Below are 15850 nucleotides of genomic sequence, written 5' to 3'. Positions count from 1 at the left end.
GGGGTCGGAGGCGTCCGGCCGACCGTCGTCGCTCACCCCGAGCAGGCGCTGCGCTGTGCCTCCTGCCACTCGCACCGGGCGCACATCGTGATGCCCTTGTACGACTCCGGGTACTCGGTCGGCTCCCGGCACAGCACGCACTCCGCGTACGGCGGCCCGTCCGCGGTGGGCGGCTCCGCCGCCCCGGTGACGCTGCAGTAGCCCTCTTCGCTCATACCTCCAGCGTAGGCCGGTCAGCGGTGACCGGGCGTCTCCCCGATCAGCTGGGACACCTTCACGAACCGGAAACCCCGGTTGCGCAGCTCGGGCACGACGTGGCGGACCACTTCCTCGGTGGTCGGGGCGGCGCTGCGGGTGCAGTGCATGACGACCACCGAACCGGGCTTCACCCCGTCCAGCACCTGCTTGGTCACGGCGTCCGCGTCGGTCGCGAACGCGTCGCCGCTCACCACGTCCCACTGCACCGCGGTGACCCCGAGCGAGCCGACCGCGCGCAGCGCCTGCTGGTCGTAGCAGCCGCCGGGGAAGCGGAAGTACGGCATCGGGTGCGGCACGCCCGCCCGCAGCAGCGCGGCATAGGCGCGCTCCACGTCCGACTTCATGTTCGCGGCGGCGACGGTCGGCAGGCCGTAGCAGTCGCCGGTGAAGGCGTAGTGGCTGTAGGAGTGGTTGGCGACCTCGAACTGCGGGTCGTGGCCGAGGGAGCGGGCCTGGTCCGGGTACTCGTCGGCCCAGCGGCCGGTCATGAAGACGGTGGCCGGCACCTTCAGCCGGCGCAGGGTCGCGATCAGCGCCGGGTTGTCGAAGTGCTCACCGGCGGCCGCGCGGGGCCCCTGGTCGGCGGTCATGTCGGCGTCGAAGGTCAGCGCGACGGTCTTGCCCAGGGTGCGCGGACCGTTGGCGAAGACGGCCGCCCGGCCGCCCGGCCCCGCGGGGAGCGTGGGCGGCTTGGCGGCTGGAGCGGGCCTGGCGGGGGCAGGCCGGCCGGTGGGTGGGGCGTCGGGGGCGTGGGCGGTGCCGCAGGCGGCGAGTGCGGCGCCCAGGGCGACACCGGCGACGGTCGGAGCGGTAAGGCGGCGCACACGGCGTAGCGATCGGATCACCCTATGAACGTAGTTCGGATTGTCCGTTTTTTCGGGATGGCGCGGCGTCGGGGCCGCCCCGGTCACCCGGGCGGCCGTCGCCCCTCGCGGCACGCTCCTCACCGGCGGGGCCGAACCCGGCGGCGCCGTTCGGCGCCGGCTGCTGGGCCCGCTCCAGGAAGCGCAGCAGTTCCACCGGGAAGGGCAGTACCAGGGTGGAGTTCTTCTCGGCCGCCACCGCCACGATCGTCTGGAGCAGCCGCAGTTGCAGGGCCGCCGGGGTGCTCTCCATCTGCTGGGCCGCCTCGGCCAGCTTCTTGGAGGCCTGGTACTCGGCGTCGGCATTGATGATCCGGGCCCTGCGCTCCCGGTCGGCCTCGGCCTGGCGCGCCATCGAGCGCTTCATGGTGTCCGGGAGCGACACGTCCTTGATCTCCACCCGGTCCACCTGCACGCCCCAGCCCACGGCCGGGCTGTCGATCATCAGCTCCAGGCCCTGGTTGAGCTGCTCCCGGTTGGAGAGCAGGTCGTCCAGGTCGCTCTTGCCGATGATCGACCGCAGCGAGGTCTGGGCCATCTGCGAGACGGCGAACTTGTAGTCCTCGACCTTGACCAGCGCGCTCACCGCGTCGACCACCCGGAAGTAGACGACCGCGTCGACCCGCACGGTGACGTTGTCGCGTGTGATCCCCTCCTGGGCGGGGATCGGCAGCGTGACGATCTGCATGTTGATCTTGTGCAGCCGGTCCGCGAACGGGATCACCAGGTTCAGTCCGGGCTGTCGTACCGCGCCGGTGACCCGGCCGAGCCGGAAGAGCACGCCCTGTTCGTACTGCTTGACGACCCGGGCCCCCGCGGCCAGGTACAGCGCGCCCACGCAGAGCGCGGCCACCACCGCGACCAGCAGATCCTGAAGCATCGGCGACCTCCAGCCAGAGAGGTCCGAAATATCTGATACCGCAACAATATGCCCGGCGGGCCGTCCGGGGCCACGGTCGCCCGTCAGCAGGTCCGGGCCGGGATGCCGAGGGGCGTCGGCGTCCCGGCCCGGTGACGGCCGCCGGTTCAGGCGGCCGTGATCCCGGTGGTCCCGGCCGCCGGGGCCGTGACCCTCACCGGTTCGGTGCCCGCGGCGCTGTGCCGCTCGGCCCAGCCCTCCAGCGCGGTCCGGCAGGCGTGGTCGAGATGGTGGAGCCCGGACAGGTCCAGCCGGATCGGCCGGTCCTGGGGCAGCGCCTCCAGGCTCTCGAGGATCCTGGGAAGGCGCAGGAAGGTCGCGTTGCCCGAGAGCACGGCGTCGACCGGGCCGGCTCCTTTGTCGACCACCTCCAGCCTGAGGTGCGAGGCCTCCCACGCGGTCTTGACCACGGACAGCGCCATCCCGACGAGCACGCCCTCGAACATGCTGACCGCCACGATCGACACCGCGGTGACGACCAGGATGAGCGCCTCGCCCCGGTGCTCACGCCAGAGCGCGGCCAGCGCCCGCACGGGTATCAGCTTGGCGCCGGAGTACACCAGGACTCCGGCGAGCGCCGGGATCGGCAGGTGTCCGAGGGCTCCCGGCAGCAACGCGGCGAACAGCAGCAGCCAGACGCCGTGCAGCACCCGGGACGCCCTGGTCCTGGCGCCCGCCTGCACGTTGGCCGCGCTGCGCACGATCACCGCGGTCATCGGCAGCGCGCCGAGCACCCCGCAGAGCGCGTTGCCCGCGCCCTGCGCGATCAGCTCCCGGTTGTACTCGGTGCGCGGACCGCGGTGCAGCCGGTCCACGGCCGCCGCGCTGAACAGCGACTCGGCGGAGGCGATCAGCGTGAACGCGACGACCGTGCCGAGCACGCCGAGGTCCGCCAGTTCGCGGAAGGCGCCCGGTGACGGCGGCCGGACGGAGTCCAGCAGCCCGTGCACCTCGACGGTGGCCACCGGGAGATCCAGCAGGAACGCGGTGAGGGTCGCGAGGCCGACGGCGGCCAGCGGGCCCGGAACCGCGCGCACCCGCGCCGGGAGCCGCCTCCACAGCACCAGGACCGTGACGGTGCCCGCGCCCAGGGCGAACGAGGCCAGCGCCTGCCCGTCCCCCAGGGCGTCCGCGAACGCCCCCGGCAGGCCGGCTATCTTGCCGGGCCCCGAGTCGGGGGCCTCGGCCGCGAGCGCCGGGTACAGCTGACCGGCGATCAGGACCAGGCCGATCCCGGCGAGCATGCCCTCGACCACCGAGACGGAGATGGCCCGGAACCAGCGGCCCAGCCGCAGCACGCCCATGGCGATCTGGAGCACGCCGGTGACGAGCACGATCACCCCGAGCACCGGGAGCCCGAACTCCCGTACGGCCTCGAAGACGAGCACGGTCAGACCGGCGGCCGGCCCCGACACCTGGAGGCTGCTGCCCCGCAGCGCCCCGGTGACGAGACCGCCCACGATGCCGGTGACCAGGCCGAGTTCGGCCGGGACACCGGAGGCCACGGCCACGCCCACGCACAGCGGGAGCGCGACCAGGAAGACGACGAGAGAGGCGGTGAAGTCCTGTTTCAGATGGGGGAGTCTGGTCATCGCGACGCTCACAGGGTCTCGAACGCGTCGGTCTCGGCGCGGTGTTCGCGCACGGCACCGGTGTGGACCTCGTAGTACCAGCCGCGCAGGGTCAGTTCGCCCCGCGTCAGCTTCCTTTCGACGCACGGGTAGGAGCGCAGCCGCAGCAACTGGGCGAGCACGTGGTTCTGCACGCCCTCGGCGACGGCCGGGTCCTCGGCGGCTCCGGTCGGGCGCGGCTCGGCGCGGGCCAGCCAGTCCCGGACGGCGGGTACGGCGGTCAGGTCGTCGCCGCGCACCAGCGCGCCGACGGCGCCGCAGTGCGAGTGCCCGCAGACGACGACGTCGCGGACGCCGAGCACCTCCACGGCGTACTCGATGGTGGCCGCCTCGCCGGTGGGGTGGTCGCAGGCGTACGGGGGGACGATGTTGCCCGCGGTGCGCAGCTCGAAGAGCTCGCCCGGGCGGGCGCCGGTGATCAGGGCCGGGACGACCCTGGAGTCGGAGCAGGTGATGAACAGGACCTGCGGGGACTGGCCGGCGGCGAGTCCGGCGAACTCCTCAGGGTGCTGTCCGAACGTACGGGCGTTGTCGATGAGGGGCTGCATGATCTGTGGACTCCTCCTGGCGCGCCGGACCGGCGCGTCGGGTCTTACGACGGTTGTGGGGGGTGAGGAGACGGGGGGTGGGGAGCGGGCAGTACCCGTCGCTCAGCGGCAGAGGACCTGGAGCGCGGCCGACGACCGGGTTCTGGACGTTCCGGGTGAGCGGTCGCGGCGGGCCGCCGGGGTCGGTATCGCCCCGGTGTGCCGGGCGGTGCCCGGACGGTAGGCGTGGGGGCCGCGGTCGCGGAGGGCGGGCGGGTCGTCACGGACGAGCGTCACCGAGGCCCGCGGACCGGACGGGGCCTTGGCCTTGACATGACTGAGCGTATGCGCGGTTGCGAAGGTTGCCGCGGGCGCGAAGATCTGGACGGCGAGCGGGGTGGCGGCCGGGAGCGAGAACACGGTCCGGGCCGTCGTACCACGGAACATGGGCCCCCCTCGCGGCAGTTCGCGCCTCTTGTGCACACCAAGCACGGGTCAATGGTTGGTCAAGAAACACGTTAACCCTGCAAACGACTTTGCAGGGTCAACTGGGTGCCGCGAACCGAAGAGAGCGTGAAAAAAGCCGGTGGGGTGGCGTGATCGGGCCCTTGACCCGGCCACCTTGATCGAATACCGGCCTATCCGGCGGCGACCAGCCCCTTGGCGTCCCGGGCCAGGGCGGTGAGCCGGGAGATCGCACGGAAGTACTTCTTCCGGTAGCCGCCGTTCAGCATCTCCTCGCTGAACAGCCTGTCGAACGGCATCCCGGAGGCCAGGACCGGCACCTCGCGGTCGTAGAGCCGGTCCGCGAGGACCACCAGTCGCAGCGCGGTCGACTGGTCCGGCACCGGCCCCACGTCGGTGAGGCAGACCGCCGTGACGCCGTCGGTCAGCGCGCCGTACCGGCTCGGGTGCACCTTGGCCAGGTGGTCCAGGAGCTGCGGGAAGCCGTCGAGCGAGGCGCCCGGGGTGGCGTACGCCGCCTTGGTCACCTGTTCCTCGGAGAACGGCGCCGGAGCCTCGGGCAGCCCGCGGTGCCGGTAGTCCTCGCCGTCGATGCGCAGGGCCCGGAAGTGCGCCGACAGGCCCTGGATCTCGCGCAGGAAGTCGGCCGCCGCGAACCGGCCCTCACCGAGCTTGCCCGGCAGCGTGTTGGAGGTGGCGGCGAGCGCCACCCCCGCGTCGACCAGGCGGCCCAGCAGCGTCGACACCAGGACCGTGTCACCGGGGTCGTCCAGTTCGAACTCGTCGATGCAGAGCAGGCGGTGGCCGGAGAGGGTCTGCACGGTCTGCTGGAAGCCGAGCGCTCCGACCAGGTTGGTCAGCTCGACGAAGGTGCCGAAGGCCTTCAGCCCGGGTTCGGCCGGGGTGGCGTGCCAGAGCGAGGCGAGCAGGTGGGTCTTGCCGACGCCGTATCCGCCGTCGAGGTAGACCCCGCGGGGCCCGGCCGGGGTCTTCGGCGCCTTCGCCTTCCCGAAGCCGAAGAGGCCGCGCCTGCCGCCGCCCGCCGCGTGCGCCCCGCCGAGCCCGGCCGCGAAGCCTTCGAGGACGCGCACGGCCTCGGTCTGGCTCGGCTGGTCCGGGTCCGGTATGTAGGTCGCGAAGCGGACCGAGTCGAAGCGGGGTGGCGGCACCATCTCGGCGACCAGCCGGTCCGCGGGGACGCGCGGGGAGCGGGCGCACAGGGACTGCGGGGCCGCGTCGGCTATGGGGCTGACCTCGGAAGCGGCGGGAGAAGACGACACGGTCATCCATGGTAGTTGCCGTGCCAGACTGCACGACATGCGACGCCTGTTCCCTGTGACCGAAGAGACACCGGCCCCCGTCTGCGGCGGTTCGACGGAGGGGGAGGCGCCCGGCGGCCCGGCGGGCGCCGGCGGGGAGGGGCGCGGCGACCGGGAGTGGAGCCTCGCCGAGCTGGCGCTCGCCTACGGCTATCCCGCCGGCCGGGAGGTCTGGCTGCGGGCCAACATGGTCTCGACGCTCGACGGCGCCGCCCAGCACGACGGACGGTCCCAGCCCATCTCCAGCGCCGCCGACATGCGCGTCTTCGGCGTCCTGCGGGCGCTCGCGGACGTCGTGGTCGTGGGTGCGGAAACGGTACGGCAGGAGGGGTACCGCCCGGCCCGCGCCCGTGCCGAGTTCGCCGCGGCACGTTCCGCGGCGGGGCAGGGCGCGGCCCCCGCGGTCGCCGTCGTCACCGCGAGCCTGGACCTCGACTTCTCGCTCCCGCTGTTCTCCTCGCCCCTGGTCCCGACGCTCGTCCTCACCGGTGCGGGGGCCGCTCCCGGCCGGGTCGCCGCCGCCGAGCGGGCGGGCGCCCGCGTGGTGGTCGCCGGCGACGGCGCCGGCGTCGACCCGGCCCGCGCGGTGGGCGCCCTGGCCGGCCTCGGCCACACCAGGCTGCTCACCGAGGGCGGCCCCCGGCTGCTCGGGCAGTTCGTCGCCGCCGGTGTCCTCGACGAGCTGTGCCTGACGATGTCCCCCACGCTCACGGCGGGAGGGGCGCAGCGCATCTCCGGCGGCCCCGGTGTCACCGTTCCCACGCGTTTCGAACTAGTGTCCTTGCTGGAGGAGGCCGGGTTCCTGTTCGGCCGCTACCGGCGGTCGTGAATTCCACGGAATCCACCGTTCCGCTTAGCTTCCGGCGGACACACTCGATTTCCGGCAGTACCCGTGCGATCACGGGGCAGGATGGTTTCCGCAGGGCTGCTAGCCCAAGGGAGGACGGAGGGCCCGAGCGGCCCTCCCAGGAGAAGAGGCGCCAGGTGTTCACAAGCGTTCTGATGATCGAGAAGGCCCTGACGTCCGCCGACGTGGAGTTCGTCACCACCTTGCACGGGGACGAGCAGGTCTCCTTCCACGTGCTGCTCCAGCCGCGCGGCGACCAGGCGGACCGCCTGCTGCGGGCCATCGACGACATCGCCCTCGGTGAACTGGACGAAGCCGCGCGCGAGCGGGAGACGCCGGAGGGGGACGCGGCGAAGGCACCGGCCGAACAGGCGCTGGACGTGTCCCTGGCGGCCCTGCGGGCGGCGGGCAGCACGGCGCAGGGACGGATGGTCGAGGACCACCCGCTGGACGCGCTCAGAACGGTGGTGGACGAGGTCGGCGCCGACGAGGTGATCGTGCTGACCGACCCGCACTACGTCGAGGAGTTCTTCCACCGGGACTGGGCGTCCCGGGCCCGGCACAAGGTGGGCGTGCCGGTGCTCAAGCTGTTCTCGCACAGCAAGGCCTAGGCTCCCCGAGGGGGCGGTGCCTCGGCGGGCGCCGGTGCGCGGTGGCCGATCGCGCGGTTCCGCCGCCCTTCGGCCGGGGTACCCCCGGCGGCCCCCCCGTGGGGCGCCCGTGCCCGCGCCCCTCGCGTGGCACCCGGTGCTCCAGCGCATAGGCTAGGGCCGCTTTCGAACGTCACCGTCCCTGGGAGAAACACATGGCACCCGGCCTTCCTTCCGCCATGGAGCGACCGCACTTCATCGGGATCGGCGGCGCCGGCATGTCGGGGATCGCCCAGATCCTCGCCCGGCGCGGAGCCGCGGTGGCCGGGAGCGACGCCAAGGAGTCGGCCACCGCCGAGGCGCTGCGGGCGCTGGGCGTCACCGTGCACATCGGGCACGCGGCCGGGCACCTGGCCGACGACGCCAGCTGCGTCGTCGTGTCGTCGGCGATCCGCCGCGACAACCCCGAGCTGGCTCGCGCGGCCGAGCTGGACATCCCCGTGGTGCACCGCGCGGACGCGCTGGCCGCCCTGATGGACGGGCTGCGGCCGATCGCCGTCGCGGGCACCCACGGCAAGACCACGACCACCTCGATGCTGGCCGTCTCCCTGACCGAGCTGGGCCGCGAGCCGTCGTACGCCATCGGCGGCGACCTGGACGCACCCGGCTCCAACGCCCTGCACGGCGCGGGCGACATCTTCGTCGCCGAGGCGGACGAATCGGACCGCAGCTTCCACAAGTACGCGCCCGAGGTCGCCATCGTCCTCAACGTCGAGCTCGACCACCACGCCAACTACGCCTCGATGGACGAGATCTACGAGTCCTTCGAGATCTTCGCCGGCCGCATCGTGCCCGGCGGCACCCTGGTGGTCAACGCCGATCAGGCGGGCGCGCGCGAGCTGACCCGGCGGCTGGCCGCAAAGGTCCGGACGGTGACCTACGGCGACGCCGCCGACGCCGACGTCCGGGTGCTGTCCGTCGTACCGCAGGGCCTGCGCAGCGAGGTCACCGTGGCGATCGACGGAACCGAGCTGACCTTCACGGTCTCCGTGCCCGGCCGGCACTACGCGCACAACGCCGTCGCCGCGCTCGCCGCGGGCGCGGCCCTCGGGATCCCGGCCGCCGAGCTGGCACCCGCGCTCGCCGCCTACACCGGCGTCCGGCGCCGCCTCCAGCTCAAGGGCGAGGCGGCCGGCGTCCAGGTGATCGACTCCTACGCCCACCACCCCACCGAGATGACCGCCGACCTGGAGGCCATGCGCGCCGCCGCCGGCGACGCGCGGATCCTGGTCGTCTTCCAGCCCCACCTGTTCTCCCGCACCCAGGAGCTGGGCAAGGAGATGGGCGACGCGCTGGCCCTCGCGGACGCGTCGGTGGTCCTGGACATCTACCCGGCCCGCGAGGACCCCGTCCCCGGCGTCACCAGCGAGCTGATCATCGAGGCGGCGCGGGCCGCGGGCGCCGACGTCACCGCCGTCCACGACAAGGACGAGGTCCCGTCCGTGCTCGCGGGAATGACGAAGCCCGGTGATCTGGTTCTCACCATGGGCGCGGGCGATGTGACCGACCTGGGCCCGAAGATCCTGGAACGCCTGGCGAAGTGAGGGGCTGAGAGTCATGTCGTACGACGTCGACAAGCCGGACGAGCAGTGGCGGTCGGAGCTGAGCCCGGCCGAGTACGCCGTGCTGCGTCAGGCGGCGACCGAGCCGGCCTTCGTCGGGGAGTACACCGACACCAAGACCAAGGGCGTCTACTCCTGTCGCGCCTGCGGTGCGGAGCTGTTCACCTCCACCACCAAGTTCGAGTCCCACTGCGGATGGCCGTCCTTCTACGACCCGAAGGACACCGACGCGGTCGAACTGGTCGAGGACCGCACCCACGGCATGGTGCGCACCGAGGTGCGGTGCGCGCGGTGCGGCTCGCACCTCGGGCACGTCTTCGAGGGCGAGGGCTACGGCACCCCGACCGACCAGCGGTACTGCATCAACTCGATCTCGCTGCGGCTCACCCCCGACGAGGGCTGACACCGCGGTCCGGGTCGGCCGCGCCCGCCGTTCGGGCGTACGCGGACGACCCGGCGGGCGGGGCGCTCACCCGGAGTGCCCCGGCCGCGCGCCGACGACTCCGGGGCCGGTACACACGGCCGTCGGCCCGCACGGCACCGGGGCCCGCCGTCCGGGCGAACCGGATCCGGGGCGCCCGCGGCCCTGTCGGCTGGTGCCTGGCGCGGAGCTGTTTGAGATTCTGTGAGGGTGTCGGGTGTCGCGCGATGGTTCCAGTCCCACAGGGGACCCGCGTCCGCCGACGGCCCGGGAGCGGCGGACGGGGCCGCCGCGGGCGCCGACCCCGGCGCGCCCTTCAGGGCGCTGCGGACGGCCGCGGCCGGCATCGGTACCACCCTCGACGAGTCCGTGACCTGCACGGAACTGACCCGGGCGGCGGTACGGCTGACCGGTGGCGGTGCCGCCGTGATGCGGCGGGTGGGTGAGACCGTGTCCGGCTACGAGTCGATCACCGGCGACGCCGACGCGCTGCCCGACGCCCGCTGGGCGGCCGCCGTGGCCCGGGACGCGGGCTCGCCGGCGGCCGACCACTGGGCGGACCCCTGGCTGTCCCGCCCGCCCGGCAGCCGTACCCGTCCGGCCGTGTGCGTGCCCCTGAACAGCGGCTCCGACCAGTACGGCGTCCTGGTCTGCGCCCGCGAGGGGATGGCCTTCGTCCGGGCGGAGACCGAGCTGCTCGCCGTCCTCGCCGAACGAGCCGCCTCCCACATCCGGCACGCCCGCGAGTACGAGCACGTCAACCGGACCGCCGCCGACCTGCAGCGCGCCCTGCTGTCCGAGCCCGGCCGGCCGCATCCCAACCTGGACGTGGCGATCCGCTACCTCCCGGCGGGCGGCCGGGTGCTGGTCGGCGGTGACTGGTGCGAGACGGTACGGCTGCACTTCGGCCGCTCCCTGCTGGTGGTCGGCGACGTGATGGGCCACGGCCTTGAGGCCGCCGTCGACATGAACGCCTACCGGTCCTCGCTGCGCTACATCGCCTCGTCCGAGCTGCCCCCGCACCGGGTGCTGCGCCAGATGGACGCCATCGCCGACGCCGAGGCCGACCGAAGACCCGCCACATGTCTGCTGGTGCGCGTCGACCCGGCCCGCCACCAGGTCACCCTGTCCAGCGCCGGCCATCTCCCGCCCGCCCTGATCACCGGGGACGGACGGACCCTGCTGCTGCCGGTCCCGGTGGGTCCGCCGCTCGGCACGGGGTTCGGCGGCTACGAGTCGGCCACCCACCAGCTCGACCCGGCCCACACCCTCGTCCTCTTCACGGACGGCCTGGTGGAACACCGTGACGAGGACATCGACCGCTCCCTGAACCGCCTCGCGGACCTGCACTTCACCCCCGCCGCCGGCGTGGAGGCCCTCCTCGAGTCCATCCTCACCCGCCTCGACGCCCGCAACGCCGAGGACGACGTCGCGGTGCTCGCAGCCCGCCCGCACCCCCGGGAGGGCGGCTTCACCTACGAGTCCGAGGAGGAGCGGGCGCAGGGCGTCTGAGGCCGGCTACCCGGGCAGCGTCAGCGTGAACGCGGTCGCGCCGTCGGGGCCTTCGGCCAGCCCGATGGTGCCGCCGTGCGCCTCCACCAGGGCCCGGGCCACCGACAGGCCGAGACCGCTGCCGCCGCGGTCGCGGCTGCGGGCCTTGTCGACGCGGTAGAAGCGGTCGAAGACCCGGGTCCGGTCGGCGGCCGGGATGCCGGGGCCGCCGTCTGCGACGCGCACCGTCGCCGAGCCGGCGGCCGTGGTGACCGTCACCGCAACCGGCGTGCCGGTGGGCGTGTGGACGGCGGCGTTGGTGAGGAGGTTGTCCAGCACCTGCCGGACACGGACCGGGTCCAGGCGCAGGGGGACCGGGTCCGCACCGACGGTCACCGTCAGCGGATGGCCGGCGTGCGCCGCCCGGAACGCGTCCGCCGCCTCCCGCACCAGCTCCGCCAGGTCGGTGTCCTCCAGCCGCAGCGGTGTCTCCACCTCGGCCGCGTCGAGACGGGCCAGGAGCAGCAGGTCGTCGAGGAGCACGCCCATCCGGGCCGCCTCGGCGCGGAGCCGGGCCAGGTGCCGGTCGCGTTCGGCGGGCTCGTTGGCGGCCGCGTACTGGAAGAGGTCGGCATAGCCGCGCACCGACATCAGCGGGGTGCGCAGCTCGTGCGAGGCGTCCGCCACGAACCGGCGCAGCCGCTGCTCGGCCTCCGCGCGGACGGCGAGGGAACGGTCGATGTGTTCGAGCATCGTGTTGAACGCGGTGCGCAGCTCCTCGACCTCGGGCCCGCCGCCCCGCCTGGCCGCGCGCAGCGGCAGCCTGGCCGCCGACTCGGTCAGGTTGTGCGAGGCGATGCCGTGGGCGGTGTGCGCCATGTCGCTCAGCGGTTCGAGACCGTGCCGCAGCAGCCGGCGGCCGAACACCACCAGCGCCAGCAGCGCCAGTCCGAACGCCACCACCTGGACCGTGACCAGCCGTCGTACCGTGTCGTCGATGCTGTCCGTGGGCGCGCCGCTGACCAGCACCACCCCCGGCTCCACCTCGCAGCCGCGGAGCCGGTACTCGCCCTTCCCGGTCAGGTCCGCGGTGCGCAGCACCTCGGTACCGGCGGCCAGCTGCGCCCTGGCCACCGAGGTGAGCGGGGCGATGTCCGGGGGCAGGTCACCGCTCTCCTCCGGCTTGCGCAGCACCGGGGCGCCGTGCGTGACGTCGTACACGGCGTAGTACCAATGGTAGTACTTCTTGCCCTGGAGCGTGCCGTGCTGCGCGATGCTCTTGGACTGCGCGACCTGGGCGAGCCCCAGCTGGTCGTCCAGCTGCGCCGACAGGTAGTCCCGCATGTACGTCGTCAGGGCGGTGCCGACCACGGCGAACACCACCAGGGCGAGCGCACCGAGCCCCAGCGCCAGCCGGGTGCCCAGGCGCATGCTCCGGTAGGAGCGCCGCAGCCGCCCTCTCACTCCGCCGCCTGCTGCCGTATGACGTATCCGAAGCCGCGCACGGTGTGGATCAGCGGCTCCCCGTCGGCCTCGTCCAGCTTGCGGCGCAGCCGGCTGACCACCAGCTCCACCACGTTCGAGCGGCCGCCGAAGCCGTACTCCCAGACGTGGTCCAGGATCTGCGCCTTGGTGAGCACGGCCGGCGACTTGCGCATCAGATAGCGCAGCACCTCGAACTCGGTCGGGGTCAGCGGGAACAGCCGGTCGCCCCGGCGCACCTCACGGGTGTCCTCGTCCATCGTCAGGTCGGCGACCCGCAGCACCGAGCGCTGGAAGCCGGGGCCCGCGCTGCGCCGCAGCACCGTCCGCAGCCGGGCCATCAGTTCCTCCACGGCGAACGGCTTGACGAGGTAGTCGTCGCCGCCCCGGGTCAGCCCCGCCACCCGGTCGGCGACCCCGTCGCGCGCGGTCAGGAACACCACCGGCACCATCGTCCCGGAACGCCGCAGCCGGTCCAGGACGCCGAAGCCGTCGACGTCCGGCAGCATCAGGTCGAGCACGACGATGTCCGGGCGGAACCCGGCGGCCCGGGCCAGCGCCTCCTCACCGGAGTACGCGGTGACCGCCTCCCAGCCCTCGTACCGCGCGACCGTCGCGACCAGGTCGGCGATGGGCGGGTCGTCGTCCACGACGAGGAGTCGTACTTTTTCCACCCGCCCATACTGCGGCACGCGGCGGCGGACGCCGGACCCGCGTTCGCACCGGGAACACATCGACAGCCGGTCGAAAGGCGTCCGACAGGAGAACGACAGCGGCCGACGGCTGCTGCGGACGGCCGGCTTCCCGGCGGCCCGCTGATCCCGGAGGCCAGGTCACAGAGTGAGGACGACCGGTCGGCCGCCAAAGTGCTGAAACACTTGCGGTCTAGACTCTCCCCGCAACGGCCTGCGCCACGGCGACCGTGGTCGAAACCGGGCAGCCTCAGCCAAACCCGAAGGGCATTCGGCGTTTTGATACGGATAGATTCAGTCACCAAGCGGTACCCGGACGGTACGGTCGCCGTCGACCGGCTCTCCCTGGAGATACCGGACCGCTCGATCACCGTCTTCGTCGGCCCCTCGGGCTGCGGCAAGACGACGACCCTGCGGATGATCAACCGGATGATCGAGCCCACCGAGGGCCGGATCCTCCTCGACGGCGCCGACGTCCAGGCACAGCCGGTCAACACCCTGCGCCGGTCCATGGGTTACGTCATCCAGAACGCCGGTCTCTTCCAGCACCGCACGATCGTCGACAACATCGCCACCGTGCCGCGGCTGCTGGGCTGGAGCAAGCAGAAGGCGCGCGCCCGCGCGGCCGAGCTGATGGAGCGGGTGGGGCTGGACCCTGCCCTCGCCAGGCGCTACCCCTACCAGCTCTCCGGCGGCCAGCAGCAGCGCGTCGGCGTGGCCCGGGCGCTCGCCGCCGACCCGCCCGTGCTGCTGATGGACGAGCCGTTCTCCGCCGTGGACCCCGTGGTCCGCAAGGGCCTCCAGGATGAACTCCTCCGCATCCAGGGAGAGTTGGGCAAGACGATCGTCTTCGTCACGCACGACATCGACGAGGCGATCAAGCTCGGCACGATGGTCGCCGTGATGCGAACCGGCGGCCACCTCGCCCAGTTCGCACCGCCCGCCGAACTGCTCACCGACCCAGCCGACGCCTTCGTGGAGGACTTCCTCGGCGCCGACCGGGGCATCCGCCGGCTCTCCTTCTTCCCGTCCGCCGGGCTGGAGTTGCAAAGGGGACCGATCGTTCCGGTCGACGCCGACGCCACCAAGCTCGACGCCCGCACCTCGGCGGACGCCCCCTACCTGCTGGTGACGGACCTGGACGGCAGGCCGCTCGGCTGGGGCGAGCCGCGTGCCCTCACCGCCGGCTCCATCGACCCGGCGCAACTGCTGTCGTACGGGCGGCCGTTCGTGCCCGGCCGGGACTCGCTGCGCACCGCCCTCGACGGTTCGGTGCTCTCGCCGACCGGCTGGGCGGTGGCCGTGGACGGCGAGGGACGGGCGGTCGGCGTCGTCTCCCAGCAGGTCATCGGCGCGGCGATCCGCACCGCCCACGCCGAGGGCCGCGAGAACACGAAGGCCGCCGGATGAGCGGGTTCTTCGACATCCCCAGCGACCTCCAGAACACCTACTTCGGACTGATCGGCCTGCACCTGCGGGAGGCGCTCGTCCCGGTGCTGGCCGGACTGCTGGTGTCGCTCCCGATCGCCCAGTTCTGCGTGCGCTTCCGCTGGCTGTACCCGCCGGTCCTGGGCGTGACCACGATCCTGTACGCCATCCCCTCGCTGGCCTTCTTCGTGGTCCTCATCGACTACACCGGCCAGACCGAGACGACGGTGATGATCCCGCTGGCGGTCTACAGCCTGGTGGTCCTGGTCCCGGCGATCGTGGACGGCGTCCGCTCGGTCCCGGCCGAGACCCTCGCCGCCGCCACCGCCATGGGCCTCGGCCCCGTACGCCGTTACTTCCAGGTGCAGTTGCCGATCGCCGTCCCCGCCATCATCGCGGGCCTGCGGGTGGCCACCGTCTCCAGCATCTCCCTGGTCAGTGTCGGCATGCTGATCGGCAACCAGGGCGCCCTCGGCAACCTGCTCAACGACGCCAACACCTACCACCGCCCCGAACTGGCGGTGAACTCCGTGGTGACGACGGCCGTACTGGCGATCCTGGCGGACGCCGTGCTCGTCCTCGTACGCCGTGTGCTGACGCCCTGGATGCCGAAGGAGAGCACCCGGTGAACGTCCTCAGCTTCATCCACGCGTTCTTCAGCGACGGTTCGCACTGGCACGGCTACGACGGCATACCGACCCGCCTGTGGGAGCACGTCCAGTACTCGCTGCAGGCGCTCGCCTACGCGGCCCTGATCGGCCTGCCCGTCGGCCTGGTGACCGGTCACTACGGCCGGGGCGGCAACACCCTCGCCCTGATCGCGACGGCCGGCCGGGCGCTGCCCAGCTTCGGCCTGCTGGTCCTGATGTTCATCTGGCTCGGCTTCGGCCTGCTGCCGGTGATGATCCCGCTGGTGATCCTCGCCGTACCGCCGATCCTGGTCACGACGTACGAGGCGATGCGCTCCGTCGACCCGTCCCCGGTGGACGCCGCGCGCGGCATGGGCATGCCGGAGGCGCGGGTCCTCTTCCAGGTCGAACTCCCGGTCGCGCTCCCGCTGATCCTCAGCGGCCTGCGTTCGGCGGCCATCCAGATCGTCTCGACGGCCACGATCGCCGCCTACGTCAGCCTGGGCGGCCTCGGCCGCTACATCATCGACGGCCTCTACCAGAAGAACTACGAGAAGGTGGTGGGCGGCGCCACCCTGGTGGCCGCGATGGCCCTGGTCACGCTCGGGATCTTCTGGGCGGTGCAGAGACTGACGGTCTCTCCGGGAGTGCGCAGGAGTTAGCGCT

At 72.8% G+C, this 15850-nt stretch carries 17 protein-coding genes; 8 read left to right on the top strand and 9 right to left on the bottom strand.

The window, feature by feature from the left end:
* Window positions 1–32: 32 nt before the first annotated feature.
* The 7 genes from ACFY3I_RS04080 to zapE form a co-directional block, all read right to left on the bottom strand.
* Window positions 33–215, bottom strand: coding sequence for a hypothetical protein (locus ACFY3I_RS04080; RefSeq protein WP_390859218.1), 183 nt, complete (start codon window positions 213–215; stop codon window positions 33–35).
* 18 nt (window positions 216–233) lie between these two features.
* Window positions 234–1082: a polysaccharide deacetylase family protein gene (locus ACFY3I_RS04075; protein WP_390859217.1), complete on the bottom strand. Its 849-nt coding sequence runs from the start codon at window positions 1080–1082 to the stop codon at window positions 234–236.
* A 22-nt stretch (window positions 1083–1104) separates the two neighbouring features.
* Complete coding sequence (locus ACFY3I_RS04070) at window positions 1105–2001, bottom strand: slipin family protein (RefSeq protein WP_390859216.1); 897 nt, start codon at window positions 1999–2001, stop codon at window positions 1105–1107.
* A 146-nt stretch (window positions 2002–2147) separates the two neighbouring features.
* The gene (locus ACFY3I_RS04065; RefSeq protein WP_390859215.1) at window positions 2148–3632 is read right to left on the bottom strand and encodes a SulP family inorganic anion transporter; all 1485 of its coding nucleotides are present in this window, start codon (window positions 3630–3632) and stop codon (window positions 2148–2150) included.
* 8 nt (window positions 3633–3640) lie between these two features.
* Window positions 3641–4219: a carbonic anhydrase gene (locus tag ACFY3I_RS04060; RefSeq protein ID WP_390859214.1), complete on the bottom strand. Its 579-nt coding sequence runs from the start codon at window positions 4217–4219 to the stop codon at window positions 3641–3643.
* A gap of 102 nt (window positions 4220–4321) precedes the next feature.
* Window positions 4322–4645, bottom strand: coding sequence for a hypothetical protein (locus ACFY3I_RS04055; protein ID WP_390859213.1), 324 nt, complete (start codon window positions 4643–4645; stop codon window positions 4322–4324).
* A gap of 191 nt (window positions 4646–4836) precedes the next feature.
* A complete protein-coding gene (gene zapE, locus ACFY3I_RS04050) occupies window positions 4837–5943 on the bottom strand; it encodes a cell division protein ZapE (RefSeq protein ID WP_390859212.1) in 1107 nt (368 codons plus the stop codon).
* Window positions 5944–5980: 37 nt separating this feature from the next.
* Between zapE and ACFY3I_RS04045 the strand changes: the two genes are divergently transcribed.
* The 5 genes from ACFY3I_RS04045 to ACFY3I_RS04025 all read left to right on the top strand — a co-directional run bounded on the left by ACFY3I_RS04045 (window position 5981) and on the right by ACFY3I_RS04025 (window position 10974).
* On the top strand, window positions 5981–6811 hold the full coding sequence (locus tag ACFY3I_RS04045) for a pyrimidine reductase family protein (protein WP_390859211.1): 831 nt from the start codon (window positions 5981–5983) through the stop codon (window positions 6809–6811).
* Window positions 6812–6966: 155 nt separating this feature from the next.
* On the top strand, window positions 6967–7440 hold the full coding sequence (locus ACFY3I_RS04040) for an indole-3-glycerol phosphate synthase (RefSeq protein WP_365292738.1): 474 nt from the start codon (window positions 6967–6969) through the stop codon (window positions 7438–7440).
* A 194-nt stretch (window positions 7441–7634) separates the two neighbouring features.
* Complete coding sequence (murC, locus tag ACFY3I_RS04035; protein ID WP_390859210.1) at window positions 7635–9023, top strand: UDP-N-acetylmuramate--L-alanine ligase; 1389 nt, start codon at window positions 7635–7637, stop codon at window positions 9021–9023.
* A gap of 13 nt (window positions 9024–9036) precedes the next feature.
* A complete protein-coding gene (gene msrB, locus ACFY3I_RS04030) occupies window positions 9037–9444 on the top strand; it encodes a peptide-methionine (R)-S-oxide reductase MsrB (RefSeq protein ID WP_365292734.1) in 408 nt (135 codons plus the stop codon).
* A gap of 228 nt (window positions 9445–9672) precedes the next feature.
* The gene (locus ACFY3I_RS04025) at window positions 9673–10974 is read left to right on the top strand and encodes a SpoIIE family protein phosphatase (RefSeq protein WP_365292732.1); all 1302 of its coding nucleotides are present in this window, start codon (window positions 9673–9675) and stop codon (window positions 10972–10974) included.
* 6 nt (window positions 10975–10980) lie between these two features.
* On the opposite strand, the gene ACFY3I_RS04020 is transcribed toward ACFY3I_RS04025, so the two are convergent.
* Both ACFY3I_RS04020 and ACFY3I_RS04015 read right to left on the bottom strand, forming a co-directional pair.
* Entirely contained in the window at window positions 10981–12417 is a 1437-nt protein-coding gene (locus tag ACFY3I_RS04020) for a sensor histidine kinase (RefSeq protein WP_390859209.1), read from the bottom strand.
* Window positions 12414–13109 (bottom strand): response regulator transcription factor, encoded by a 696-nt coding sequence (locus tag ACFY3I_RS04015; RefSeq protein WP_365292728.1) that lies wholly within the window; start codon window positions 13107–13109, stop codon window positions 12414–12416. The genes ACFY3I_RS04020 and ACFY3I_RS04015 overlap by 4 nt, the downstream gene beginning before the upstream one ends.
* A gap of 297 nt (window positions 13110–13406) precedes the next feature.
* On the opposite strand from ACFY3I_RS04015, the gene ACFY3I_RS04010 reads away from it, so the two are divergent.
* The 3 genes from ACFY3I_RS04010 to ACFY3I_RS04000 are packed head-to-tail and all read left to right on the top strand — an operon-like array spanning window position 13407 to window position 15846.
* A complete protein-coding gene (locus ACFY3I_RS04010; RefSeq protein ID WP_390859208.1) occupies window positions 13407–14537 on the top strand; it encodes an ABC transporter ATP-binding protein in 1131 nt (376 codons plus the stop codon).
* Window positions 14534–15184, top strand: a complete 651-nt coding sequence (locus tag ACFY3I_RS04005; RefSeq protein ID WP_365292724.1) for an ABC transporter permease — start codon at window positions 14534–14536, stop codon at window positions 15182–15184. Before ACFY3I_RS04010 ends, ACFY3I_RS04005 begins: the two co-directional genes overlap by 4 nt.
* Window positions 15181–15846 carry an ABC transporter permease gene (locus ACFY3I_RS04000; RefSeq protein ID WP_365292723.1) on the top strand — a complete coding sequence of 222 codons (666 nt, stop codon included), beginning with the start codon at window positions 15181–15183 and terminating at the stop codon, window positions 15844–15846. The genes ACFY3I_RS04005 and ACFY3I_RS04000 overlap by 4 nt, the downstream gene beginning before the upstream one ends.
* Window positions 15847–15850: the final 4 nt, after the last annotated feature.

It is taken from the genome of Streptomyces sp. NPDC001068 (assembly GCF_042897315.1).
Taxonomy (GTDB): Bacteria; Actinomycetota; Actinomycetes; order Streptomycetales; family Streptomycetaceae; genus Streptomyces.
This window is presented reverse-complemented; position numbering and strand designations above follow the sequence as displayed.